The sequence below is a fragment of the Hyphomicrobium sp. CS1BSMeth3 genome (assembly GCF_900117415.1).
In the GTDB taxonomy this organism is placed as follows: domain Bacteria; phylum Pseudomonadota; class Alphaproteobacteria; order Rhizobiales; family Hyphomicrobiaceae.
Genome location: NZ_FPEI01000003.1, coordinates 284,741 through 308,924 on the forward strand (window position 1 = coordinate 284,741; position 24,184 = coordinate 308,924).

Annotated in this window: 20 protein-coding genes and 2 pseudogenes; 7 read left to right on the plus strand and 15 right to left on the minus strand. The window is 59.7% G+C overall.

The genetic code is table 11. From position 1 onward, the window contains the following. Positions 1-4: 4 nt before the first annotated feature. Together CS1BSM3_RS02925 and CS1BSM3_RS02930 are read right to left on the minus strand one after the other, a co-directional pair. Complete coding sequence (locus tag CS1BSM3_RS02925) at positions 5-1,006, minus strand: efflux RND transporter periplasmic adaptor subunit (protein ID WP_072385466.1); 1,002 nt, start codon at positions 1,004-1,006, stop codon at positions 5-7. Further along, complete coding sequence (locus CS1BSM3_RS02930; protein WP_083528190.1) at positions 1,007-2,302, minus strand: TolC family protein; 1,296 nt, start codon at positions 2,300-2,302, stop codon at positions 1,007-1,009. Between the two features lie 1,082 nt (positions 2,303-3,384). On the opposite strand from CS1BSM3_RS02930, the gene CS1BSM3_RS02940 reads away from it, so the two are divergent. Then, on the plus strand, positions 3,385-4,107 hold the full coding sequence (locus CS1BSM3_RS02940; protein WP_072385469.1) for a response regulator: 723 nt from the start codon (positions 3,385-3,387) through the stop codon (positions 4,105-4,107). Next, positions 4,104-5,543, plus strand: coding sequence for an ATP-binding protein (locus CS1BSM3_RS27675; RefSeq protein ID WP_083528191.1), 1,440 nt, complete (start codon positions 4,104-4,106; stop codon positions 5,541-5,543). Before CS1BSM3_RS02940 ends, CS1BSM3_RS27675 begins: the two co-directional genes overlap by 4 nt. 87 nt (positions 5,544-5,630) lie before the next feature. Here the strand turns inward: CS1BSM3_RS27675 and CS1BSM3_RS02950 are convergent, their stop codons facing one another. The 9 genes from CS1BSM3_RS02950 to CS1BSM3_RS03005 all read right to left on the minus strand — a co-directional run bounded on the left by CS1BSM3_RS02950 (position 5,631) and on the right by CS1BSM3_RS03005 (position 16,033). Continuing rightward, positions 5,631-6,434 carry a hypothetical protein gene (locus tag CS1BSM3_RS02950; RefSeq protein ID WP_072385721.1) on the minus strand — a complete coding sequence of 268 codons (804 nt, stop codon included), beginning with the start codon at positions 6,432-6,434 and terminating at the stop codon, positions 5,631-5,633. 172 nt (positions 6,435-6,606) lie between these two features. Further along, the gene (locus tag CS1BSM3_RS02955; RefSeq protein ID WP_072385470.1) at positions 6,607-7,488 is read right to left on the minus strand and encodes a cation diffusion facilitator family transporter; all 882 of its coding nucleotides are present in this window, start codon (positions 7,486-7,488) and stop codon (positions 6,607-6,609) included. 192 nt (positions 7,489-7,680) lie between these two features. Further along, positions 7,681-8,055, minus strand: a complete 375-nt coding sequence (locus tag CS1BSM3_RS27840; RefSeq protein ID WP_143149054.1) for a hypothetical protein — start codon at positions 8,053-8,055, stop codon at positions 7,681-7,683. A gap of 68 nt (positions 8,056-8,123) precedes the next feature. Continuing rightward, entirely contained in the window at positions 8,124-8,378 is a 255-nt protein-coding gene (locus CS1BSM3_RS02965) for a hypothetical protein (RefSeq protein ID WP_072385472.1), read from the minus strand. A 500-nt stretch (positions 8,379-8,878) separates the two neighbouring features. Beyond that, positions 8,879-9,313, minus strand: coding sequence for a hypothetical protein (locus CS1BSM3_RS02975; RefSeq protein WP_072385474.1), 435 nt, complete (start codon positions 9,311-9,313; stop codon positions 8,879-8,881). A 138-nt stretch (positions 9,314-9,451) separates the two neighbouring features. Beyond that, positions 9,452-12,685: an efflux RND transporter permease subunit gene (locus CS1BSM3_RS02980; protein WP_072385475.1), complete on the minus strand. Its 3,234-nt coding sequence runs from the start codon at positions 12,683-12,685 to the stop codon at positions 9,452-9,454. 15 nt (positions 12,686-12,700) lie between these two features. Beyond that, positions 12,701-13,969, minus strand: a complete 1,269-nt coding sequence (locus CS1BSM3_RS02985; RefSeq protein ID WP_072385476.1) for an efflux RND transporter periplasmic adaptor subunit — start codon at positions 13,967-13,969, stop codon at positions 12,701-12,703. Between the two features lie 765 nt (positions 13,970-14,734). After that, entirely contained in the window at positions 14,735-15,373 is a 639-nt protein-coding gene (locus tag CS1BSM3_RS03000; RefSeq protein WP_072385479.1) for a methyltransferase family protein, read from the minus strand. Positions 15,374-15,544: 171 nt separating this feature from the next. Then, a complete protein-coding gene (locus CS1BSM3_RS03005; RefSeq protein WP_072385480.1) occupies positions 15,545-16,033 on the minus strand; it encodes a hypothetical protein in 489 nt (162 codons plus the stop codon). Between the two features lie 485 nt (positions 16,034-16,518). Here CS1BSM3_RS03005 and CS1BSM3_RS03010 point away from each other — a divergent pair, with 485 nt between their 5' ends. From CS1BSM3_RS03010 to CS1BSM3_RS28180, 4 genes and pseudogenes are all read left to right on the plus strand, one after another. After that, positions 16,519-16,746, plus strand: a complete 228-nt coding sequence (locus tag CS1BSM3_RS03010; protein WP_072385481.1) for a hypothetical protein — start codon at positions 16,519-16,521, stop codon at positions 16,744-16,746. Between the two features lie 54 nt (positions 16,747-16,800). Further along, positions 16,801-17,004 (plus strand): annotated as a pseudogene (locus CS1BSM3_RS03015) (IS481 family transposase); the annotation flags it as partial. A gap of 88 nt (positions 17,005-17,092) precedes the next feature. After that, positions 17,093-17,255 (plus strand): annotated as a pseudogene (locus tag CS1BSM3_RS27845) (IS3 family transposase); the annotation flags it as partial. 483 nt (positions 17,256-17,738) lie between these two features. Next, entirely contained in the window at positions 17,739-17,882 is a 144-nt protein-coding gene (locus CS1BSM3_RS28180) for a hypothetical protein (RefSeq protein ID WP_174263610.1), read from the plus strand. Positions 17,883-18,378: 496 nt separating this feature from the next. Here the strand turns inward: CS1BSM3_RS28180 and CS1BSM3_RS28185 are convergent, their stop codons facing one another. Continuing rightward, positions 18,379-18,525 (minus strand): hypothetical protein, encoded by a 147-nt coding sequence (locus tag CS1BSM3_RS28185; RefSeq protein WP_174263611.1) that lies wholly within the window; start codon positions 18,523-18,525, stop codon positions 18,379-18,381. Positions 18,526-18,691: 166 nt separating this feature from the next. Between CS1BSM3_RS28185 and CS1BSM3_RS03025 the strand changes: the two genes are divergently transcribed. After that, positions 18,692-20,392, plus strand: coding sequence for a thiamine pyrophosphate-requiring protein (locus CS1BSM3_RS03025; RefSeq protein WP_280174721.1), 1,701 nt, complete (start codon positions 18,692-18,694; stop codon positions 20,390-20,392). Between the two features lie 43 nt (positions 20,393-20,435). Here the strand turns inward: CS1BSM3_RS03025 and lpdA are convergent, their stop codons facing one another. The 3 genes from lpdA to CS1BSM3_RS03040 are packed head-to-tail and all read right to left on the minus strand — an operon-like array spanning position 20,436 to position 24,184. After that, positions 20,436-21,830 (minus strand): dihydrolipoyl dehydrogenase, encoded by a 1,395-nt coding sequence (gene lpdA, locus CS1BSM3_RS03030; RefSeq protein WP_072385484.1) that lies wholly within the window; start codon positions 21,828-21,830, stop codon positions 20,436-20,438. Continuing rightward, complete coding sequence (locus CS1BSM3_RS03035) at positions 21,831-23,168, minus strand: dihydrolipoamide acetyltransferase family protein (RefSeq protein ID WP_072385485.1); 1,338 nt, start codon at positions 23,166-23,168, stop codon at positions 21,831-21,833. Positions 23,169-23,170: 2 nt separating this feature from the next. Next, entirely contained in the window at positions 23,171-24,184 is a 1,014-nt protein-coding gene (locus CS1BSM3_RS03040; RefSeq protein WP_072385486.1) for an alpha-ketoacid dehydrogenase subunit beta, read from the minus strand.

Consider the following 24,184-nt stretch of genomic DNA (forward strand, 5'->3'; position numbering starts at 1 on the left):
CGGCTCAGTGCTCGTGTGTGGCTTCGCCCTTGCCGACCTCGGCACGCAGGACGAAGCTGTTGCCGGTCACCACTTTCTCGCCGGCGACGACGCCGAAGAGGATTTCCATCATCTCGTCATCCTTGAAACCTACCTCTACCTCGCGTCCCTCGAAGCCTTCCTTTCCTTCGACAAAAACCACAGGCTTGCTGTTAATGTACTGGATCGCGCTTTGCTTGATGGCGACCGGAACGCTCTGCTCCGACACCTGAACTCTGCCAGTCACGTAGAGGCCGGGGCGAAACACACCTTCAGAATTGTCGATAACTGCGCGCGCCAGCATGCTTTGCGTGTCCGTCTGCCCGATCGGCGAGATGTAGCTTATCTCACTGGTCTTAGCGGTGCCGTTTTGGGACTGCCGAATGGTGATTTTCTGCCCGAGCTGCAGCTTAGGGAAATCCTGCTGGTACACGCGGAAATCGCCCCACAAGGTTGAGAGGTCGGCGATGACCATCAGGCGACGATCCTTGTCGGCGTATTCACCAAGCGTACTCTTGCGCTCTATGACTGTCCCGCCAATTGGAGCCACGACATCGTACTGGGTAAGGCTCTCATTGCTTTCGATGCGCGCAACAACTTCGCCTTGCTTGACCGTCTCACCAATCCGCTTCGATAGTGAACGAACAATGCCGCCAAAGCGCGGTAGAACCGCAACCACGCGTTCCTCATTCGGCTGAATGATCCCGTTCAGCGGTAGGACTTCGCGAATGGTAGTCTGAGAGGCGCGTTCAATCGTGAGGTTGGCATTCTTGAGCTGCGTCGCATTGAGCTTTACCAGTATCTTCTCTTCATGGCCGTGTCCGTCGTCGCCTCCATGACCGCCACCCCCGTGGCCAGATTTCGGCACGACCTTCTCGACGGACATAATGTACGCACCGGCTAGACCACCGACGGTGAGCACAGCGATGATCGCTATGCCACTCAGAAACTTGCCCGCGTAGGACGGCTTACTGGGCTGTTCACTCATCTACTGTCTCCTGGTGACGGCTTCCCAGCCGTGCTGAAATGGACTGCGGGCTGTGAGCGCCTCAATTTTTGCTGCTCCCATGTGGCAGCGAATGTCCGCGTCGAGCTGCTGCACCTCCGTGTCGTATTGATCACGGTTGGCATCGAGCAAGTCCTTCACCGTTAGGCGGCCCTGCTGAAAACTGGATTGGACGTTCTCGGTCGCACGCCGCGACAACGGCAGGATATCGTCGAGGAGACGGCGCGCCTCGATGCACGACGCTTCGAACTCGGTGTAGGCCTCGATGATCTTGCGCCTGAGCTGAACGCGCGTTGCATTTCGATAGTGCGCGGTCTTGGCGAGACGCTGCTCGGCTTCGTAGATGCCGCCTTCGTTGCGATCGTGAACCGGCAGGGGGATAGAGCCCGATAGTCGAAATGCCGTGTCGTCGGTATCGAACATCCGGCTAACGCCACCGCCTAAAGTAAGATCCGGTACGGCTGTAGCGCCCTGCAGCGCGAGTTCGCCTCTCCGCTGAGCATAGACTGCAGCCCACGCACGCACCGCTGGATGCTCATCAACGTTCGCCAGCAATACCTGGATTGGAGCCGGCCGATGTCCGTTGTGGCGAAGGTGCCCTGCCACTACTGAGGCGTCACGCAGGATTCCGGACCAATTGGAGACGAGTTGCCGCTTCGCATTCGTGAGCTCAGACGCTGCTTTGTCGATAGCAACACGGGCCACTGCGGCCGCTACCTCTCCACGGGTCACATCGGCTTGCGGAGAAGCACCAGCCTCGACCCGTCGCCTGAGAGCAGGGACAAGGTCGTCGAAGCGCTTCGCTGCGCTGGTCAGCAATTCTACGCGGCGCTGCGCTCCTAGAACCTGGATATAGTCAAGCTTGGTTTGCGCGATGATGTCGCGCATCAATACGGCAATCTCTGCGTTGGCGACGTCTTCCTTCCCATGAGCCACGGCAAGGCGGGCGTCTCGCTTACCGCCGAGTTCAAATTTTTGGGAAAGAGCGATCGTCAGCGTGGCGCTCTCGACTCCCCGATACTCGCCGCTGCCGCCGAAATCCTCTAGATCCACCGAAAGTTCCGGGTTGGGGCGCTTGCCTGCCTGGATGACGCCGCCTCGCGCGGCTTCGATCTCAAAGCGCCCCGCAGTCAGGCGTGGATCGCTCGCCAAGGAGCGTTGGATGGCTTCTCGAAGATCGAGGGCATAGGACGGCCGGCTCCCTGCTGCAAAAAGCAACAGCGCACCGAGAAACAGAACCGTTGCCCATCGTTGGGAAGGTATAGACGATGATGTCATTCAAGGCCGCCTGCGTGCTTGCTATGCCGAATTTGGCCGCGAGCTTCGTCAGGGCGCGGCCGTGCTTATGCCCGCACCTCTATCGGCGGACGAAATACGCCGTGCGTAAGTGTGCCGCGCCGGAGCTTAGCATCGGGAGGCCGCCCGATTGAGACGCCCCGCTCGAACGGTGGGCTAAAGGACGTCGTAAGCCGCATCGGCATTTGCACGTGTTTCATTAGAACGCAATCTAAGCAATTACCATCAACGCTCGCACGGCCATCGTCACCATGGTCACCGCCACCGACGTCAGCGTGTGTCGCGACTACGGCGATTGTAGTACTCTCAAGGGCAGGCGAGTGTGCGTGATAGGGCGCAGAAACAAATGCCAACGCGAGGAGCAGGCTCACCAAGAGCCTAGCAAAACGATATGGCTTGGCCTGCGCCATATTCTCCTCGAATGCCTCCACGCTGAGTGCCAACATGTTCAAGTACTTAGAATCGGCGACCAATGTCAAACATCGTCGAGCACGACATGCCGATGAGCAGACGCCCGACCCATTGATGTGGCGCTGCGGTAACATCATCGCCATTGCTGCCAAACGCCAGACTGCCCGAATCACGATCTTGTGAGTCGGGCAGTCCGCCATCAGCACGAGTTGGCCATCTCAGAGCGTACCTGACGAAGATGCGATCAGGGGCCGTTTTTACGCTGCTCCTCCCAGAACGTATCTGTGGACGTCGGACGATTGATAAGTGGCCCCGACGAGGCGGAAGCCGGCCGGACGGTGTCCGTAATCGGAGGCGGCACCGTTCCTGCGTGGGAGGGCACTGCCATTGCCAAGCTCATCATCACGCCGAACGCGGCTGCTATTCTGCTCATGCATTCTCTCCTCTCTATCCAGGTCCCGGCACGCATCTATCTCTGCTGTGCACGGAACCGATGCGAGGAAGTTGTGCGAGCGGGCCACGTTCGTCGAGCGCGCTGGTGTAACGCCCAGTCACTTGCGCACGCGGTTGTTACGAGCCGTTACAAACTCGTTGATTTGATCGGCTGCAATTCTCACTACGCTCGGCCGTGCGGCTCCAGTATTGGTGGACCAATGAACACAGTGCCTCATGTCTTGGTCGTCGATGACGACCGAGAGCTACGAGACCTTGTCTCACGCTTTTTGAAGAAGAATGGCTTCAGGGTTGACGTTGCCGACAGCGGGCGCGAGATGCTGCGCCTGCTCGAGCTCGGCAAATTCGATCTCGTGATTCTCGACCGTGTGATGCCGGGAGAGGACGGGCTTCAACTTTGTCGGCAGTTGCGCGCCGTCTCTCGCATCCCGGTGATGATGTTGACTTTGCTCAACAGCGATACCGATCGCATCCTCGGCCTCGAAATGGGCGCAGACGATTACCTCGGCAAGCCGTTCAATCCGCATGAACTCGTGGCGCGGGTTCGATCAATCCTACGGCGGGTCAATGATCTTCCTCACCGCTCAGCGCAGCCCGCCGAAGTGTTCCGCTTCAACGGCTGGCGTCTAGATCGTGCTCGACGTCGCCTCGAAGCCCCCGGCGGCGTCATGGTGAAGTTGACAGATCGTGAGTTCGATCTCTTGCTGGCCTTTGTAGAACGGCCCAGAGTCGTCCTCACGCGCGAGCAGCTCTCCGACCTTGTGGCCAGCCGTGAACCGATGCCGTTCGACAGAAGTATTGACATGCAGCTCGTGCGGCTTCGAAAGAAAATCGAATCGCGGCCCGACATGCCCGACATGATCAAGACAGTGCGGAACAGGGGCTACATCTTCACGCCCGAGGTTATGGGAGATGCAAAGTGAGACGCTTTGTCGACTCCATAAAGGGCCGGGTCGTTATTGCCTTTGTAGTCTTCGTCGCGCTATCGTACATGGGCGGCCTCTGGCTCTATTCCGTACGCAGTGAGGCCGCGATCGATCTCCTGCACGATACCCTTGTCGCGGACCGGATCGCCCTTCTCACGCGCGCTGCAGAAGCCCGAAGTAAGAAATCCGACTTTGTCGTCGAGGCAGTCAAGCGCGACGGCCTTAGCGGAGTTGTGGTCACCTCGGATGGCAATACTACGAATGATGCGAACCGTGCCGATCTACTGCAGCATCTCGTGGGAGCCTTCCTGAATAGAGAAAACGATCGCGGAATAGTCGTAACCTTCCTTAGGCACAAATCCACTCCAGGGACGGACAGCACAATCGGCTTCATCAATGCCGCAGCTCATCTCGGGGAACACCATCGTGTATACACCCCGATCTCAGAGATTAAGCATGAGGGGACTATTGTCGCGAGCGTTACGCTTGCAGATGGCTCGACCCTGAAGATGGCCGTTCCGGCAATGACGGCTACGTCGTTTTCACTATCGAATCTCGGGAGCGCGATCGCCGCCGTCGTGTTTTTCGCTATAGTTGCTGCCATCTGGGTGCTCAACAGATGGACGCAGCCGCTCGTGCACTTTGCGGCCGCCGCCGATAGACTGGGCGCCGACATCCGTGCTCCGTCACTTGTCGTGGAAGGCCTCTACGAGGTCCGCACGGCTGCAAAAGCCTTCAACCGAATGCAGGAGCAAATTCTGCGTTTGGTCGACGACAGAAGCGCGATGGCTGCAGCGATCGCCCATGACTTGGGCACACCCGTTACACGATTGCGATTGCGTGCCGAGGAGATTGAGGACCCCACAATCAAGGAGCGCGTTCTAGACGATATTGAACAGATGCAGAGGATGATGACTTCAACGCTGGAGTATTCGAGGCTGGGCTCGGACAGTTCGCACTCCGAGATATTCGATCTCGCTTCACTGGCGGATGCTGTCTGCAGCGAGTTCATGGATCTTGGAGGCAATGTCACACTGACCGCTCCGCCACGACTGTCCGTCGTATCAGATCCCGTGAGCATCAGGCGCATTCTGGCAAATCTGGTCGACAATGCCGTCAGATATGCTGGCGCTGTATGTGTCGAGATCAGATCTAGCAAATCGTCAGTAACTATTCTTGTCGATGATAACGGCCCTGGAATCCCACCGGAATTCCGCGCGACTGCCTTGGCGCCCTTTCGCCGGCTATCAACGTCAGACGGCAGCAACGCCCGAGGCACTGGCCTTGGGCTCGCGATAGCACACCATCTCGTGGTTCGTCTCGGCGGCAAGATGGAGCTTCGTGATAGTCTCTTCGGAGGTCTACGCGTTGCATTATCTTTCCCTCAACACGCCCAACAGCAGGGCGCAGAACGGCAACGAGTCGGGACGTGATCATTGCAGAGTTTGGCCTCTCGATAGAGCAGGACAAACTATTTGACGTTGGCTTCGGAAGACGCTCGCCGATATTTGAGGTCCGTTCTACTTAACCTTCTCCTCGAATTCTCGGAACAAGAAGAGGCTGACGTCATCAAGCGAATTGTGCCCCTTTCTGAACGGCTGTTCCAACATGCTGATGAGGTAGAGCGCATAGACGAACATGTACGCCACGAAGCCAAATATGAGAGCGGACTCCGGGGAACCCTCGGTTTTGAGGAATAACAGGAGGAACAAGATCGCAGCAACGAGCGTCTGGACCAGGATGTGAATAGACGGGACAAACTGCATCCGCTGGATATGGTAGATGCGCAGAACGCCGCGCCTAAGCGTGTCCTGCGCCCCCCGGAGGCGCACGATGAAGTTGGCTGGCATACCGAGTTGGTCGAGCCGCACGAACAGAGCTGAGAGTTCGTCAATCTTACCAAGTGCGGGCTGCATGTCTGCGTGATTACCGTCGTGGCCAAGTCCCGCGGTCAGGGATTTGACAACTCCTGCCAAGGTGTCGCGTAATATCTGGAAATCAAAATTCTCTTTACCCGCAACGAACCCCAAAACATCGTCGTGGATGCCTTCAAGAGCAACGCGTATTTCAGTCGGTATCCGTTCCGCCTCCTTGTAGTCCGAGAGGATGCTCGAGAGAAGGAAGCCGATGATGAAGATCGCTCCGGCAATGGCACTCGTGAACAGCGGGTTCAGACTAAGAAATTCCAATCCAAGAGAATGTATCGCCGTTTTGGCGACGCCGAGAACGAGCACTACGATAACAACGGCTAGGAAGAGGCCAAATCTCTTGCGAAGCTCTTTGTGTCGCGGAATTTTGGGAGGACATTTCCGCTGGAAGTCCATGTGCTCAACCTTTTGGATTCCGAGGTTATCACTTAATCCGCTTGGATAATGCTGCTTATCCGGGGCACGCTGGCCCATTGATCGGTGGCGATGGTGCAAGTCGTCGCTCCCTCAACGAGAACCAAGGACCACCACAACGCTTTGTGCGACGGCGAGTTCGTATGCTTTGTCATCAAAAACTTGCTTCGGCCTCTTTTTTCTGGAGCGCCGCATCTTCGATCTCAATCGTTGTGTGCACTAATCCGAAGCCGTTGCTCAGTACTTCTCTCGCTGCGGTGAGTGTCTCCCGCACTGCCGTCATGTCACCCACTACAAGGTGTCCGCTCATGGCATCGGCGCCGGATGTGATGGTCCAGACATGGAGATCACGAACAGCAGCTACGCCAGGGATCTCCAGAAGTTTTTTCTCCAGAAGAGCCATGTCGATTTCAGGAGGTGTTCCCTCCATCAGAATGTGTATGGCTTGCTTCAGGAGAACCCAGGTGCGCGGCACAATGAACAAGCCAATGCCCGCGCCGATCAACGGATCGACCATCTTCCAACCGGTGAGGAGAACCACGATCGCTGCAATGATGACGCCGAGGGAGCCCAACATGTCTGCCAGGACCTCAAAATAGGCCCCCTTGATGTTGAGGCTTTCTGTGGAACTTGCTGACAGCATCCTCATGCTTATCAGGTTCACGACGAGACCGATGATCGCCACGCCCAACATCGGCCCTCCGATGATTTCAGGCGGATCCAAGAACCTCTGATAAGCCTCGTAGAAAATATAGACCGTCAGCAAAAGCAGGACGACGGCATTCGTAAGTGCCGCCAGAACTTCCATCCGCACGTATCCGTACGTATTCTGTGGCGTCCTGGGACGCTCGGCGAAACGGATGGCGATCAACGCCAGTGCCAAACCTCCTGCGTCAGTGAGCATGTGCGCCGCGTCGGCGAGAAGGGCCAAGCTCCCCGTCCACAATCCACCGATCACCTCGACAGCCATGAAAGTGATGGTCAACGCCAACGCGATTGACAACTTCCCTTTATGACGCCCTCCTGCGGTAGCCATCACATCCTTCTCTCCCCGTTGTACGCTACCTACGCTTCTCCCTGTTGGAGTGTTGATCAGCCGTTCGGAGAAGGATCTGCGAGCTGTCCGTGGCGGCGAGAAACCTACAACTCCAGCCTCCCGCCGCATCGTCCTGCCACTCAAGTAGCAAGTGCCGTAGCTCGCATTCAACGGCAGGGCAGGGGCTTGTTGCTAGTGATGGCCACCGGAGTGATGGCCACCCGAATGGTGCCCCCCGAAACCGCCGTGATGAGAGCCATGGCCGGAGCCATATCCGTAACCAAAGCCATAGCCGTAGTAGCTGGGATAAGCACCGTAGTACGGCTCGCCATAAGGAGACGCGTAGGGGCGGTACGCACGGCGCGCACGACGATGGTGCTCAGTACGGCAATATCGGCGCCCATCCTCGTCGTAGATGCACCTCCGGGCGACTTTCTCGATGACGCTAGCGGCATCGGCGGCAATGTCGGGACGGATTGCTTGGTAGGGCGCGGCGCTTGCAGACCCTCCGGTGGCTCCCATAGCAGCGGCTAAAACGATGAGCTTGAAGAGATGACGTGCCGACATGGTACAAACCTCGCGATTGGCGAAATGGCATCATCCGGCATTTGGGCCGGATGATGCCGATCAAAGAGCTACTTCTTCTTGTGATCGTGCTTTCCGTCCTTGTGGCTTTCGCCGACATGGGACGAGACCTCGAACTTTGCGCCCGGGATCTTGGCGCAAGCCTCCTTTGTCATCTCCTTGTGCCCCTGCTTTTCGCAGATGGTGTCGCCCTTGCAGACATTGGGGCCCGAGCAGTGACCATGCTCTTCCGCAGCGATTGCCGGCATTACCAGAACACCCAAGCCGATAAGGGCGGCAGCGAGCGGGCGAGTTAGCGATTTCATTTGCGTCTCCATTCCTTGCGATTGAGCGAGAGATCCTCGATCATGCGTCTTGTTAGTGGGCCCTCGGCTGATGACGAGGGCGCCGGTGATCGCGGTTGCGCTCACCATGACGGTTGCGGATACCGTGCCGCGGTCTCACGTGGTGACCGGGAACGACGACACTTCTATGCGCCCGCGGACGATGTGTGCGCTTGCGGTGGTGATCGCTGACCTTCTCATTGATGCTCGTGCTTTCGTTGATCACTACGACGCGTGAAAGGTCGGATGCGCTCAGAGCGAAGGCGCTTGGCGAGCTGGCGACGGTGCCGACCGCGATGAGCGCAGCAGTTAAGAAGGCTTTCATGTCAGTCTCCATATTGAACGGCGTATTGAGGATACCAAGCCGGATTCCGCGGCCGGTCGGCGAAGGAACGGCCACTGACGCGCTGCATGGGCTGAAGGTGTTTCGGCTGATTAGAGCGCAGTAATGCACTGCAGCGTGCAGCGCTGAGTCCTTCAGATCAAATTCGAAGGACCGTTGTGCGGTGCGCACTCATGCGCGGATCCGGGCCAAGCCGACTGAAGGCCACAGGCATCGAATGGCATGAAGGAATATCGGAAAGCTGCGGCACCTGATGCTGGGCAACAGGCTGTTCAGGTACTTCCAACTGCAACATACCCGGTGCAGGAGCCAGGTTCATTAATTCACTGTCTCTGCACCTATCTTCCTCGACACGGCTCAGAGCGACGCCGCAGTCGTCAACATTGATCGCCTTGTCGGTAGTGTCGGCGTGGCTCGCGTCGTGACCGCCGTGCGCGATGCTGCCTATAACGAGCTCAAGTGACTGATGCCCCGCGCTTGATGCACAATACTTTATCGGCATCGCTGCAAGCACCAAAGACGGTACCAGCACGAGAAGAAGAACAAAGGCGATGAGGTGGCGAGTGAAGCTCATGGGTCTCCAACAACGAACGACGGGGCTAGTTCCGTCGACTGCGCAACAACCCTTCGAATCTAGGCCGCCATCATGTCTCTTGTTTGTCGCAAACCGGAACGCTTGTTCATGTTGCGCTGCGATCGCAACATCCGCGGCTTAAGACACATGCAGCGCCTCCGTGGGCAGCTCTTCGCGCTCGGCTGTCTTTGCCCGGCTACCAAACCTGACGCATAGCGCCGGCAAGATGAGCAATGTCAGAAGCGTAGCCGTGATCAGGCCGCCGATGACGACTGTTGCGAGCGGCTTCTGCACCTCTGCCCCCGTTCCGGTCGCGAGCGCCATCGGAACGAATCCGAGAGAAGCCACGAGGGCCGTCATGATGACGGGCCGAACGCGCGTGAGCGCCCCGACCAAGATGGCTCGCCGTCGTGAGATACCCTCGTCAATCAGTTGATTGATACTCGTCATCATCACCAGTCCGTTGAGCACAGCTACGCCGGAGAGAGCGATGAAGCCAACCGCAGCGGATACCGAGAACGGCATCCCGCGCAGCCACAGTGCGATGATACCGCCCGTGAGCGCCAACGGCACTGCACTGAACACCACCAACGCATCGCGAGGAGAGCCGAGCGCGGAATACAGAAGCAGGAAGATCACGAAGAAGCATGCTGGCACGACAATCATGAGGCGCTGCTGCGCTGCTGCCAAGTTCTCGAACTGGCCACCCCACGATATGTAGTAGCCCGCAGGAAGCTCGATCTGCCGGGTAACCTTATCCCGGGCCTCGGAAACGACCGAAGCAATGTCGCGACCTCGAATGTTCGCCGTTACTACGACACGCCGCTTGCCGTTTTCACGACTGATCTGGTTCGGCCCCTCGGTAAAGGTGAAGCTTGCAACCTGCTCAAGCAGTATCGAGTTCGAGCGACCATTGGCATCGGGCGAGAGCGGCACCGGCAGATGCTTTAACTTCTCGATATCGCCACGAATGGCATCGCCGAGCCGCACGACGATTGGGAAGCGCCTATCCCCCTCGAAGACGACGCCAGCATCCCTGCCACCTATGGCGGCGCCTATGACATCCTGAATGGAAAGGACACTCAACCCAAGCCGCGCGATCTCCTCCTGGTTGATCTTGATCTCGAGGAACGGCAGGCCTGCCGCCTGCTCGACACTGATGTCTGTAGCGCCCGGTGTCTGCTGCAGAATGGCGGCAATCCGGTTGGCTGCTCCAAGCATCTGATCGAAATCCTCGCCGAACACCTTCACAGCCAGATCGCCGCGAACGCCGGCTAGTAGCTCGTTGAAGCGCATCTGGATGGGCTGAGAGAACACCAGATTGTTTCCCGGCTGCTTCTCTATCGCTTCTTGTATCTGACGAACGAGCTCGTCCTTGCTCAATGATGGATCGGGCCACTCACTTGTCGGCTTCAGCATGATGAACGTATCCGACGCGTTCGGCGGCATGGGATCGGAGGCGACTTCCGCGGTGCCTGTCTTCGAGTAGATAAAGGCAACCTGCGGGAATGTGCTGACCATCTTCTCGATCTCGATCTGCATCTCCTGCGACTGAGATAGAGATGTGCTCGGGATCCGGATGGCCTGCATGGCGAGGTTCTTCTCATCCAACGTAGGAATGAACTCCTGCCCGAGGCGCGTAAAAAGTGACGCGGAGACAACCAGAAATCCAACCGCTGCCAACACGAACATCATCGGCCGCAATAGCGCGCGGCGAAGCAACGGCTCATAGACGCGCTTGATAGCGCGGACGAACGCGTTCTCCTTCTCTTGAACGCGGCCGGTGATGGCGATAGCGATCGCGGCCGGCACGAACGTCAGCGAGAGCACGAAAGCGGCGACGAGCGCGATGATGACGGTCAAAGCCATCGGTTCGAACATCTTGCCTTCGACGCCGGTGAAAGTCAGCAGCGGCACGTAGACAAGAATGATGATCGCCTGGCCGTAGACCGAGGGCCGGATCATCTCTTCGGCGGACTCGATGACGGTGCTCAAGCGCTCGCCTAGCGAGAGCTGCCGGCCAAATTCATGCTGACGCTCGGCAAGACGGCGCAGACTGTTTTCTGCTATAATTACGGCGCCATCGACGATCAGACCAAAGTCCAAGGCGCCAAGGCTCATGAGATTGGCGCTGATCTTGCCTTGCACCATGCCCGTCATGGTCAGCAGCATTGCGAGCGGAATGACGAGCGCCGTGATGAGCGCGGCCCTGAAATTGCCGAGCAGCAGGAAAAGCACCGCGATGACCAGAAGCGCTCCCTCAGCAAGATTCTTGCTGACCGTGGCGACAGTGGCGTCAACGAGAAGTGTCCGGTTGAGCACCGTTTGGGCTTCTACACCCGGCGGCAGCGAGCGTCGGATCTCCTGCATTTTGGCATCGACCGCTGCGGATACCGTCCGGCTGTTGCCGCCGATCAGCATGAGCGCGGTTCCGACGACGACCTCTTTGCCGTCTTCGCTCGCGCTACCGGTCCGCACCTCTCGGCCGATGCCGACCCCCGCGACATCCTTGATGCGTACGGGTATTCCGCTGCGGGTCGCAATCACGACATTGCTGATCTGCTCCATGGTTGCGAGGCGGCCGCTGCTGAGCACCGCGTAACCTTCGCCGTTGCGCTCCACATATCCCGCGCCGCGATTCACATTGTTCTGTGTCAGCGCCTGAGCGATATCGGCGAAAGAGACATTCAGCGCCGTCATCTTCGCGGGATCCGGTTGAACCAGATACTGCTTCTCGAACCCGCCGATGACATCGATGCCGGCTACGCCCGGGACCGTGATCATTTGCGGACGAATGATCCAGTCCTGCACCGTGCGGAGATACGCCGCACGCTCAACATCGGTAACGAGGCGCTGTTTCTCGGGGGTGAGGTAGCTGCCGTCACTCTGCGGGCCGGGCTTGCCGTCCTCGACCTTGACCGCACCTCCATTGGCAAAGTGAACGGTCCACATGTAAATCTCGCCGAGGCCGGTCGAGATCGGACCGAGCTTCGGCTTCACTTCTTCGGGCAGGTTCTTCTCTGCATCGCGCAAACGCTCTCCGACTTGCTGGCGTGCAAAGTAGATATCGGTAGCTTCGGAAAAGACGGCAGTGACCTGCGAAAAGCCGTTGCGGGAAAGCGAGCGTGTGTACTCGAGGCCCGAAATGCCCGCCAGCGCCGTCTCAATGGGAAAGGTAACCTGCTTCTCGATGTCGACAGGAGACAACGATGGCGCGAGCGTGTTGATCTGCACCTGATTATTGGTGATGTCAGGTACGGCATCGATCGGCAGTCTGTTCAGTGAATAGATGCCGAAGGCGGCCGCGGCGAACGTGAGCAACACGACCAGCCACCGCTGGTGGACGGAGAAGGCGAGCAGGCGCGGGATCATTTCGACGGGACCTTATCAGTGGGCATGGCCGGCTTCGGACTTGCCGGCCTCGGCCTTGAGCAGGAACGTGTTCGAGACAGCGATTGTCTCCCCAGGTTCCAAACCGAACGTGACTTCAACAGACTGGGAATCATCGTTGCCAACCATGACCTGACGGGTTTCGAAGCCGTCGGCGGTACGAACAAAGATGCTGGGCTCGCCCTTGATGGTCTGGAGCGCCGATTTTGGAACGACGACTTTGGCCGGCGTTTCTTCCAAAACTACATCTGCCGTGACGAAAGAGCCTGGTCTCCAGAAATGGTCGGCATTGGGGACGCTGGCGATCACGCGCGCCGAACGGGTCTCCGAGTTCAGGACCGGGCTTGTGAAGACGATCCTGCCCGCCGATCTGCGGTCGTTGCCACTTGCGTATATCTCGACATGCTGCCCTTCTCTGGTCTGTGGCAGATCACTTGTCGATACGGTCAACTCTACCCATACGCTGGATAGATCTGCGATGACATATAGCTCCTTGGCCTGCCCTTCGCCGCCAACCGGAGCACCGAGATCGACGAGTTGCTCGGTCACACGGCCGCTGATCGGGGCCCGGATTTCATAGCGCTCGAGGCCGGTTGCAACCTGCTCGGTGGCAGAAAGTCCATCAACCTCCTTGTCGCCTACGCCCAGCGCCGAGAGCTTCTGTCTGGCGAGATCCCGCCGCACTTGGGCTTCCTGCTGCGTTGCACGCGCACGCAGGTACTGCTGTTCGGAGCTGATCTTCTTTTCCCAGAGCGCCTTTCCGCGCTCGTACAAGGTGTTCTGAAGCTGGAAGTTCACAACCGCCGCGATGTACTCGCTCTTGGCATCCGCGACCTCACGACTGTCCAGGATGGCGATCGTCTCACCCGCGCGAACCCCGTCGCCAAGTCTCTTCTTGAGTTCGGCGACGGTGCCGATCACCTTGGCTGCGACCCGACCGATGCGATTGCGATCCATGGTTACGGCGCCCGGCACGCTCAATCGCCTGCGGAGGTTGCCCGGCTCGGCTTTCGCGACAGCGATTTTCGCCGCGGCGATTCGCTCGGCGGTCATGCCGATCTTGCCCTCTTTGTCCTCCTCCCCTTCCTTGTGCTCATGGCCGCTCTCCTCCTTTTCGCCTTCCGCATGACCGCCAGCCGCGACTGCATTGCTCGTCGCCTGAGCGCGCGAAGCGGTCGAAGGTGCAAAAGAGGCAGAGTAAATGTAGCCCAACCCAAGCGCGAAGGCGGCGACGAGGACGCCGATGGCAAGACGGAAGCGTTTCATAAGAGGCATCCACGGCTGCTGGTGCATTAAGCTCAGCTAAAAGCTGCTTTATGCTGACAGATGTGCGAACGCGCGCTGCTCCGCACGCCATGGCGCGGAGCAGCGCTCAAGCGCCAGCTTTAAGACCGTGGAGGTCGCTGCAGAGGAGGTGGAGCGAATTTGGCGGCTTCGCTATCGAACGGCATGACATAATCGACAGTTGCCGGTACGTCGCGCTCGGACAGATAGATCGTTCGCGCCAGAGGAGCCTGCAGCCACTGGCACACGACGCAGTGCTGCTCCAGCAACGCCTGTTCCGGAGATTGCGGTTGACCAGGTTGATGAAGGCCGGCGCCCGTGGAGGTATTTATTACGCCTGCGGCGATATCAGATCGCTCGCTGGCAAGCTTGGCATTTTGGGAGGCAGCAATACCCACATGATGAATTGTCGCGTGCGCCAACGATAACGGGCCGCTAAGGGACACTAGAAGCGCCAAAACGAGTGTTGCCAGCCAAGAAGCCGAGCCTCGCGAGGCCATACCCAATGCCCCCGCCCGCGGTCGCCTCCAAAAAGTAGTCGCTTCGCTCATGCGACGAGAAGTGGTCGGCTTCGAAGTCGAAGTCAAGTAAACACGTGGCGACGCACGCGAAGGTGACTAGCGGCACAGTAGGCAGTTCTCCAGGGAAGCCCCAACAAATCGGCACCTAGCGCGTCAAGTTGACGCTATTGCGGTGCCCTACAAACGCCCAGCGTCGAGGGGACCTAAGTCGATGCGACTAAGCGATCTAGGGTAGATGTATCAGCTCTGGAAGCCAGCCGTATTCACGCGCCAGCTCGATGGCGTCGATAGCAGGGATGGCCACGAGGAAATAGCACGCTTCGATGAATGTGCGGCGGACGAGCCTCAAGTTAATCGTCAGTTGCTGCTCGCTCTGGTACGCCTTGAAGCTAGGGATGAAGCGAGGCACCCGCTTGAGGTACGCTTCGTAAGGTGCTCCAAATCTGTCCAGCAGGAACTGCTCTTCCCTGCGGATCACAATCACGAACACAACGGTAGTTGTAGCAACGCAAAATGCGATGACGACAATAGAGCTCGTTTGAGCGCCGACCCCAGCGGCACCGACTAACGTGAAAACGTACAGCGGATTGCGGACCAGTGAATAGGGACCGGTCTCGATCAGCGTGGCCTTCTTGTTGCCGCCAATGAAGAGAGCGCACCAACTGCGGCCAAAGATGCACACAAAGATCAAGAGTATACCGATGTGCTCGATCGTCGCGTAGATCAACGGATGCGTGTGGGACCAAATCGAGCAGACGAAGAGCAACGCAACCGCCAAGACCGACATAAACAGGACCAGAACTTGCCTTCGCAGGGCTTGAACATTTCCGAGGCGGAGTGGCGGTATCGAAGAAGAGGAATACATGTGAGTCCTGTCGTGGCGTTCTGCTGCGGCCTGTGATCTGCTATTGAGGCGAGATTGCGGCGTCAGGTGGAGGTCGCATCTTTCGCACGCCGTCAGCGCGTAGCCCTTCGCCTTGCATTAGAGGCGGATGATGATCAGCCTCGCCGAGAGCACAAAAGCTGCAAGGAGCTGTCACCGCCATTCGGAATGCCCGCCCGCCTGTACCTTTGGGATATCCCAGGAAGAAACTGATGTGGCCGACACCAAACAGAAGCACCGACACAGCGATGAAAGGCATGAAAGTCGCCCCCAACAAAGCACAAGTGCAGAGAGTGTGACAGATGCAACGACAAATTGCTCAAGCGAGCTCTGGAGAAAGGCGATCGGGATCGCGATCTTCGGGCTTGGGCTCGAATAGGCCGATCCTCCAATATCCTTAGCGTAACGACGCCTGCCCCTCTCGACCATCCCTATGCCGCACATGACCAGAAACAAGTTGGCGCCAACCAAGAAAGATAACTTTGCCTCCAGCTCATCGCCGGGAAACTCGATAACACGGCCTAAGAGCAAGTGCGCGCCTCCGAGAACCACCGGGCACAGGAGAAAGGTTGCAGCACTGCTCAAGTAGATCTTGCGCTGCTCATCACGAAGCTCGACGTCGGAAGCGGGAGTGATCGGCATAGCGCTCCTCTCAAAGGGCAATACTGAACACGAATCAGCGATCGACATGAGACCGCCCAGTAGCTCATTTGGCGAACTTACTGCCCTCAACAGGCTCCGAGCTTGCGCGAACGTGCGTCCTCATCCCTTTGGCGGTTAGGGGATCGGGCGTTTGCGCAACCGCCATCCATGCGCGTTGCAGGGCTGCGCGACCCAAAATTGCTATATTGTGGCCGAGATTGGTTGTCATACTGAAAATTGAGCGAAGCCAAATCTTGCGCCTTTCGCCGCACTCGCGGAACTGAGAGGGACAGAGTATCGTTTCTTAGGTTCCGCTCAGATCCTAAACCCTTGGGAGTAAGCCATGCTCAGGATAGTTCAGCTTTCGTTGATCGGTGCGGCCGTTTTCGGCCTCAGCATTGTCGGTGCGTCGGCGGCCCCCATCGCCGCGCCGCCCATACCGCAGGAGATGGCGAACCAAGCTGAAAAAGCGCACTCGCGTCGACATGGCCATCGGCATCGTGCACACGGTCGACATTCCGTCCGTCGCCATCATCATCATGGACGCCGGCATTACAGCCATCGCCGGCACTCCAGATACTATGGCGCACCCTATTTGTACGGCGGTATCGGCATTCCCTTCATTGGTTTTGGCGGGCATAGGCACCATCATCACCACCATCATTGATATACGAAGACGCCCGGTCACCGCGCGGGGCGCTTCCGCCGGATAGCCGATAGCCGTCGCAGCTGCGGCAGTTGGAGCTTGAGGCCGAACGGTCGCTTTCCCGCGTATGGCGCGCTCGTCGTTGCACCGCCTGTTCCAGCGCTACGACATCTCGTGCCTGCCAAGCATCGACGGAGAGAAGACCAGGAAGAAATTCAAAAGCTACCCTATCAGCTATTTCCATATCGACATGGTCGAGGTGCGTACCGCTGAAGGCAAGCTCTACATGTTCGCAGCTATCGATCGGGCCTCGAAGTTCGCCTTCGCCTTTCCCCCGTCAGGGCCTAGCGGACAGAGTGAGCTGATTGCGTAAGCGAGAGTTTGCGACTCATCATAATCCCAAGGAGGACACGATGAGACAACGCGACAAGCAGGCGCCTCAGAGCGCGGAGGAGATCGTCAGGGACATCCCCAGAGCCACTAGGCAGCAGTTCGGCCGAGGAGAAGAGCCGCATCGTCCTTGAAGATCTGCGCGGCGAGGACAGCATCGCCGAACTCTGCCGCAAGGACGGTATCGAGTTGCTTGGCCTCGCAGCGCCGAGCTTCTTCTTCTCGATATCGTTTCGCTGCTTCCTCGCGTTCACGCTTCTTCTGCTCAAGGACAGGCCCCGCTGCGATGATGGTTCCTATGATATTGGGCAACAGATCGCCAATCTTCGTCTTCTGCGTTTCGATCCATTGTGGCTGGCGTCCATCCAAGTAGGTGGGAATCGAGACGCGCAGGAAACCGGGTGATTCCAGGCCGGATTGGTAGTGGTCGGGATAGGCTGTCCACTTCCTGATCTCATCTCGATCCTTAAGCGACTTGACCAACTTCTCGACAATCGAACACTCGACCTCATGACCGGAAATCTGAAATGTCACCCTGCCCGTTAGCGGGGACTTTTCAATCCTTCCTCCCGCCTTCTCTACGCCCTTAAAAATCTCGCTTGTGATCTGGAAACGGTATTGATCGCGTTCGGTGAGGTCCGGGACTAACCGCGGCGACCACCAACGTTCATGCCTACGTCGCTTGTTTTCCTGTTCGCGCTCCTTCTGTCGGTTCTTATGGTCGGCGATCCACGCCTTCACGCGTGGGTGGAGGTCATCGAGGCTATCCGACACGACAAGCCCTTCGATCTTACCGACTGCAATGGTCGCTGATTGTTCAGCTTCTGGCGACGGTACCGGCTTGGGCGGTGTGGGATAGATGTCAGCGTCTAAAGGAACGCCGTCCTTGCGCGGGCGGGAGCTTGAATGTGACCACCGGTCTGCCCGCTTCTTTCTTGGCTCAGTAGCCCCGGGGCGGATAGGGAACATCCAGCCTGTCACATATCTTGGCCAGCCCGTCGCCACTGGTCCCGAATTCTTCCGCGAGGCGGCTCATCGGTCGCTGCCAGACCATAGTGTATAGCTCTTCGCGACTCACTCGCCGCGCTTGGTGTATCGGTAGGTCTGCCATCGCCTTCCTGCTAGACTACTTGTTTGCCTGCAGAATATGACCGAGAAGGTTAAATGGCGATAGGTGCTCGGCACGCATCTTGAAGGGATGAGGCCAAGCTCATTATCATCCCGATGGAGCCGACGCCTGCGAACGCAATCGCCACCATGTACCGAGCCACGAGGTCTCCACTAAGGGGAAATTACACCGCAAATTCAATCACATACGTGTTCGCAGTTTTGTCCTGGGTAGCTCGCCACTCAAATCAGCGCGATAGGTTTTCAGCAGTCCGTGGGCGCCCATGAAACCGCCCATGAAACGCGCTTTTGCTGCGCCGCTGCTGTCGCGGAGATCGCCGATGACCACGGCATTCCTCCTCAATGGCCGGATGGCTGGCCGCGCGCGCCGTGTTACCGGCAGTCCATCGCGAGCCACCCGCCCCAAGCACCTCTCTCAATCATCCGGAAGGCATCAATGATCTTGCGGTGAACTAGACATCCGCGCAAAGAGAAGGTGACGCCGTCGGCCTTTCGTGAGCGGCCTCCTTCAAGATGAGCAAGAACGGGTGGAAACGATGAACGGGATTGACTTCATTGCAGAAATCTTGAAGCGGGAAGGCGTGGAGTGGATTTCCTGCTTCCCCAGCAATCCCATCATCTCAGCCGCAGCCCGGGTCGGCATCCGGCCGATCGCCTTCCGGCACGAACGCGGTGCCGTGATGGCCGCCGACGGCTATAGCCGCATCAGCGATCGCCAGCGTTTCGGCGTCGTCGCAGTTCAATCTCAGGCCGGCGCCGAGAACAGCCTCGGGGGCGTCGCCCAGGCATTCGCCGACAACATTCCTGTTCTCATCCTGCTCGGCGGCAATCGCCTCGATCAGATTTCCGTGCGGCCAAACTTCAGTGCCGTGATGCGCTATCAAGGATGGGCCAAGAGCGTCGAGGCCATCTACCAGCCCGAGCAGGTGGGCGACGTCATGCGCCGCGCCTTCCATGCATTGCGCAATGGCCCTCCGGGCCCTGTCGTCGTGGAGCTGACTGCGGATGTCTGCGCGCGGGAAGTGCCGGAGCAGTCCCGCACCTATCACTCCCCCAAGCTGGTGCGGCAACGTCCCGAGACTGATGCCATCCAGGAGGCGGTGCGTCTGCTCAAGGCCGCGAAGCAGCCCATGATCTGGGCTGGGGCGGGCGTGCTGTTTTCGGGTGCATCTTCCGCCCTAAAGGAGCTTGCAGAGCTGACGGCGATGCCCGTGTTCTGCACCATGCCCGGCAAGTCTGCCATCGACGAGCGCCATCCGCTCGCGCTCGGGGCCGGCAGCGGCACGACCACGCTCGCCGCTCATCGCTGGCTCGTGGAGAGCGATGTACTGCTCGCCCTCGGCAGCAGCCTGACGCGTTCGCCCTATGCGCAGCCCATCCGCAGCGGCAAAACGATCATCCACAATTCGATCAACCCGGATGACATCAACAAGAATGAAGCTGCGGAAGTGGCCCTGATCGGCGACACCAAGCTGACGATCGAAGCGCTGATCGATGAGATCAAGTCCCAGACCGGCGGCAAAGGAATTGGCGATCGCAAGAAGTCGCAAGAGCATGTCGCCAAGCTCAAATCGGAGTGGATGGCAGAATGGCAATCCGTTCTCGAGAGCGATAACGAGCCTCTGAGCTACTACCGGGTCATCAGCGAGCTGAACAGAAGCCTCGACCGCGAGAACAGCATTGTCACGCATGATGCCGGCGCGCCGCGCGACACCATGCTACCCTTCTACGAGGCGACGACGCCGCACAGCTACATCGGCTGGGGGAAGACCACACATCTCGGATTTGGCATCCCGCTCATGATCGGCGCGAAGATGGCCGAGCCGAAGAAGTTCTGCCTCAATGTCATGGGGGATGGCGCGTTCGGCATGTCGGGATTGGATCTGGAGACCGCGGTCAGGTCCGGTGCCGCCATAACGACGGTGCTGCTCAACAACAGCGACATGGCCACCTACTCGGGGCCCACGCGTGGCACCATCGGAGAGGAAGCTCGCCAGCAGTACGGCGTGTCGAAGATGCACGGAGACTACGCGAAAATTGCCGAGGGCATGGGCGCCGTTGGTATCAGAGTGACGAAGGCGTCCGAGATCGGGCCTGCCCTCAAGGAGGCCCAGCGCTTGAACGCCGAGGGCAAGACAGTGCTCATCGACGTGAGCGCCAATGTCGAGGAGCGCCGGTCACGCTTCAAATCGTGATCGCAACGACGGATGCACCCGCCACGCCTAAGCTGGCCTCAGCTTAGGCGTGCAGCCCATGTCCAAGGGCGAGGAGGGCAGCTTCCCGGATACATTCGCCGAACGTCGGGTGGACGTGAACCGTCGCCGCGATGTCCTCGAGCCGCGCGCCCATCTCCAACGCCAGCGCGAACCCCGCCGAAAGCTCGGATACGCCCTGGCCGACGGCCTGCAAGCCGAGCACGAGATGATTGTCCGCCCGCGCGACGATGCGCACGAAGCCATCCTCCGCCTCGAGCGTCATGGCGCGGCCATTGGCGGTGAAGGGGAAGCTGGCGGTCTTGATCGTGTAGCCCGCGGCGCGCGCTGCGTCGGGTGAAAGACCCACCGTCGCGATCTCGGGATCCGTGAAACAGACGGCGGGGATTGCGACCTTGTCGAAGGATCGTTTCTCGCCGGCGATGATCTCGGCCACCATCTCGCCCTGTGCCACGGCGCGATGCTCGAGCATCGGCTCACCCGTCACGTCGCCGACGGCCCACACATTGCGCATGGACGTGCGGCACTGGTCGTCGATCTCGATGGCGTTGCCGCTCATGCGCAGGTCCAGCTCCTCGATGCCGAAACCGCCGAGCCGCGGCCGTCGACCGACCGTGACGAGAATCCTGTCTGCATGGAGCCGTTGCTCGTGGCCGTCACTGCGCTCGATCCTGAGCGTCGCTCCCGAGCGGTCGAGCCCAGTTGCCTTGGCGTTGAGCAAGACGTCGACGCCAAGCTTGCCGAGTCGCGCCATGACGCGGCGGGTCAGCTCGGCATCGTACTGCGGGAGAATGCGCTCCGCCGCCTCGATCACCGTCACCTCCGAACCGAGCTTGCGGTAGGCAGTGCCGAGCTCCAACCCGATGTAGCCGCCGCCAACCACGACGAGCCGCTCCGGGATATCTCCGAACGCGAGCGCCTCGGTAGATGATACGACCGGCCCGCCGAACGGCAGCCCCAGCAGCGGCACGCTTTCCGAGCCAGTGGCGATGACGACGTGCTCGGCCGCGATTTCCTGGCGGCCCATGTCCGTATCGACCACGCACGTCTTGCCGTCGCGCAGGATGCCGATGCCGTTGACGACCTTGACGCTGGCGCGGCGCAGGAGGCCATACACGCCGCCGCGCAGCCGCGACACGATCCCATCCTTCCACGCCATCGTCGTCTTCAGATCGATGCTGGGCTCGCCAGCGCGAATACCGAGCGGTGAATGCGCGGCGAAGCGGCGAGCGAGATGGAACTCCTCCGCCGCATGGATCAGCGCTTTAGATGGGATGCAGCCGATGTTGAGGCAGGTGCCGCCAAGAGGACCGGACTCGACGAGCACGGTGTCGAGGCCAAGCTGCGCCGCGCGGATCGCGCACACATAGCCGCCAGGACCGCCGCCGAGCACCAGGACGGAGCAGGAAATCGGCTCCATTCATGCCTCCATGAAGATCTTGGCCGGCGCCTCGAGCAGCGCGCGCAAGGTCTGAATGAACTGCGCCGCGTCCCATCCGTCGACGATACGGTGATCGAAGGAGGACGAGAGGTTCATGATCTTGCGCGGCTCGAAGGCTGCGCCGCGCCAAACCGGGCGCATGGCGATCTTGTTGACACCGACGATCGCCACTTCCGGTGAATTGATCACCGGCGTCGAGACGATGCCGCCGAGCGCACCGAGGCTCGTGATGGTGATGGTCGAGCCGGTCAGCTCCTCGCGTTTGGCGGTGCCCGAGCGCGCGGCCTCGCTCAAGCGGGCTACCTCGCTGGCGCAGTCCCAGATCGTCAACGCCTCGGCGTGCTGCACGACCGGCACCATGAGACCGTTCGGCGTCTGCACGGCAATACCGATGTGCACGCCGCCGTAGCGGTGCAGCGTGTCGTTGGCGTCGTCAAAGCGGGCGTTGAGCCCCGGGTGCTCGCGGAGCGCTGCCACCATCGCGCGCATCAGGAACGGCAGCATGGTCAAGCGCGGCCGGCCGCTCTTACGAGTCTCGTTGACGTCGGCGCGCAGGGCCTCGAGGTCAGTAACGTCCACCTCCTCGACATAAGAGAAGTGCGGGATGCGACGCATCGTATCCTGCAGGCGTTCGGCAATGCGGCGACGCAGGCCGATGATCTTGATCTCCTCGACGGCGGTATTGCGGGCGAGCCCACGTGCCGATACTGCACCGCGCGCTCCGGTCGCGAGATAGGCATCGACATCCTCGCGCAGAATGCGGCCGGCAGGGCCGGTGCCGATGACGAAGCGCAGGTCGACGCCGGCATCGCGGGCGTAGGCGCGCACGGCAGGTGCGGCGAGCGGACGGTCAGGGGGCTTTGCGGGAGATGCCGGCGGTGCAGTGCGAGCGGCTTCGCGCGGACGTGCGGGTGCAGACGGCGGTGCGGGAGTACGCATGGGCGCGTGGCCTTGCGAGACCGCTTCCTCGCCGCTCGGCAAGACGGCTGCACGAGCCGATGCATCACGCGTGGCGGAACTCGTCGATGCTGGCCTTTCGCGCGCCGATACCTCGCGCTTTGGCGCCCCGGCATCTCCTGCGACCTCCAGCTTCACCAGCTCCGAGCCGACGGCCACCTTTTGTCCGATCTCCGGCCCGATCCACGCAACGCGCCCCTCGACCGGCGCAGGGATCTCGACCGTCGCCTTATCAGTCATGACGGAAACAAGCGTCTCGCCCTCGCGAACCGGATCGCCGACCTTGACCGGCACCTCGACTATCTCGGCCTCGGCGACGCCTTCGCCAACATCCGGCAGTGTGATGACGCGCTCGACCATGGTCACGCCTCCATCACACGACGGAACGCCTCGCCAACGCGTTGCGGACCGGGAAAGTAAGCCCACTCCTGCGCGTGCGGGTACGGCGTGTCCCAGCCCGTGACGCGCACGATCGGCGCTTCGAGATGGTAGAAGCACAGCTCCTGCACGGTCGCTGACAGCTCGGCACCAAAGCCGCTCGTGCGCGTCGCCTCATGAACGATCACGCAGCGCCGCGTCTTCTCGACCGAAGCAACGATGGTGTCGGTATCGAGCGGCAGCAGCGTTCTCAGATCGATGATCTCGGCGTCAATGCCGGTTTCGGCGGCCGCTGCTTCGGCGACGTAGACCATGGTGCCGTAGGCGAGCACGGTGAGCGCCGCGCCTGGCCGGCGAACGGAGGCAACGCCGAGCGGCACGGTATAGTATCCCTCCGGCACCTCGCTCAGCGGATGCTTCGACCAGGGGACGACGGGACGCTCATGATGACCGTCGAACGGGCCGTTGTAGAGCCGCTTCGGTTCGAGGAAGATCACCGGATCGTCAGTCTCAATTGCAGAAATGAGCAGGCCCTTTGCATCATAAGGGTTGGATGGGACCACGGTTTTCAGGCCGCAAACGTGCGTGAACAGCGCCTCGGGGCTCTGCGAGTGCGTCTGCGCGCCGAAGATGCCGCCACCCGTCGGCATCCGTACGGTGATCGGCGCCGAGAAGTCGTTGGCCGAGCGATGGCGCAGACGCGCCGCCTCCGAAACGAGCTGGTCGTAGGCAGGATACATGTAGTCGGCGAACTGGATCTCGACACACGGTCTGAGACCATAGGCGGCCATGCCGATCGCCGTGCCGACGATGCCGCTCTCGTTGATCGGCGTATCGAAGCAGCGGTTGCGGCCGTATTTCTGCTGAAGACCGCGCGTGCAGCGGAACACGCCGCCGAAATAGCCGACATCCTCGCCGAACACGACAACGTTGTCGTCCCGCGCCATCATCACGTCGTGCGCGTCGCGGATGGCCTCGATCATGCTCATGGTTGGCAT

What these genes read in the sequence shown, in the direction of transcription:
- CS1BSM3_RS02925 (WP_072385466.1), bottom strand. Translation starts at nt 1,006, where the DNA reads ATGAGTGAACAGCCCAGTAAGCCGTCCTACGCGGGCAAGTTTCTGAGT.
- CS1BSM3_RS02930 (WP_083528190.1), bottom strand. Translation starts at nt 2,302, where the DNA reads ATGACATCATCGTCTATACCTTCCCAACGATGGGCAACGGTTCTGTTT.
- CS1BSM3_RS02940 (WP_072385469.1), top strand. Translation starts at nt 3,385, where the DNA reads ATGAACACAGTGCCTCATGTCTTGGTCGTCGATGACGACCGAGAGCTA.
- CS1BSM3_RS02950 (WP_072385721.1), bottom strand. Translation starts at nt 6,434, where the DNA reads ATGGACTTCCAGCGGAAATGTCCTCCCAAAATTCCGCGACACAAAGAG.
- CS1BSM3_RS02955 (WP_072385470.1), bottom strand. Translation starts at nt 7,488, where the DNA reads ATGGCTACCGCAGGAGGGCGTCATAAAGGGAAGTTGTCAATCGCGTTG.
- CS1BSM3_RS27840 (WP_143149054.1), bottom strand. Translation starts at nt 8,055, where the DNA reads ATGTCGGCACGTCATCTCTTCAAGCTCATCGTTTTAGCCGCTGCTATG.
- CS1BSM3_RS02965 (WP_072385472.1), bottom strand. Translation starts at nt 8,378, where the DNA reads ATGAAATCGCTAACTCGCCCGCTCGCTGCCGCCCTTATCGGCTTGGGT.
- CS1BSM3_RS02975 (WP_072385474.1), bottom strand. Translation starts at nt 9,313, where the DNA reads ATGAGCTTCACTCGCCACCTCATCGCCTTTGTTCTTCTTCTCGTGCTG.
- CS1BSM3_RS02980 (WP_072385475.1), bottom strand. Translation starts at nt 12,685, where the DNA reads ATGATCCCGCGCCTGCTCGCCTTCTCCGTCCACCAGCGGTGGCTGGTC.
- CS1BSM3_RS02985 (WP_072385476.1), bottom strand. Translation starts at nt 13,969, where the DNA reads ATGAAACGCTTCCGTCTTGCCATCGGCGTCCTCGTCGCCGCCTTCGCG.
- CS1BSM3_RS03000 (WP_072385479.1), bottom strand. Translation starts at nt 15,373, where the DNA reads ATGTATTCCTCTTCTTCGATACCGCCACTCCGCCTCGGAAATGTTCAA.
- CS1BSM3_RS03005 (WP_072385480.1), bottom strand. Translation starts at nt 16,033, where the DNA reads ATGCCGATCACTCCCGCTTCCGACGTCGAGCTTCGTGATGAGCAGCGC.
- CS1BSM3_RS03010 (WP_072385481.1), top strand. Translation starts at nt 16,519, where the DNA reads ATGGCCATCGGCATCGTGCACACGGTCGACATTCCGTCCGTCGCCATC.
- CS1BSM3_RS28180 (WP_174263610.1), top strand. Translation starts at nt 17,739, where the DNA reads ATGCCTACGTCGCTTGTTTTCCTGTTCGCGCTCCTTCTGTCGGTTCTT.
- lpdA (WP_072385484.1), bottom strand. Translation starts at nt 21,830, where the DNA reads ATGGAGCCGATTTCCTGCTCCGTCCTGGTGCTCGGCGGCGGTCCTGGC.
- CS1BSM3_RS03035 (WP_072385485.1), bottom strand. Translation starts at nt 23,168, where the DNA reads ATGGTCGAGCGCGTCATCACACTGCCGGATGTTGGCGAAGGCGTCGCC.
- CS1BSM3_RS03040 (WP_072385486.1), bottom strand. Translation starts at nt 24,184, where the DNA reads ATGCCAACCATGAGCATGATCGAGGCCATCCGCGACGCGCACGACGTG.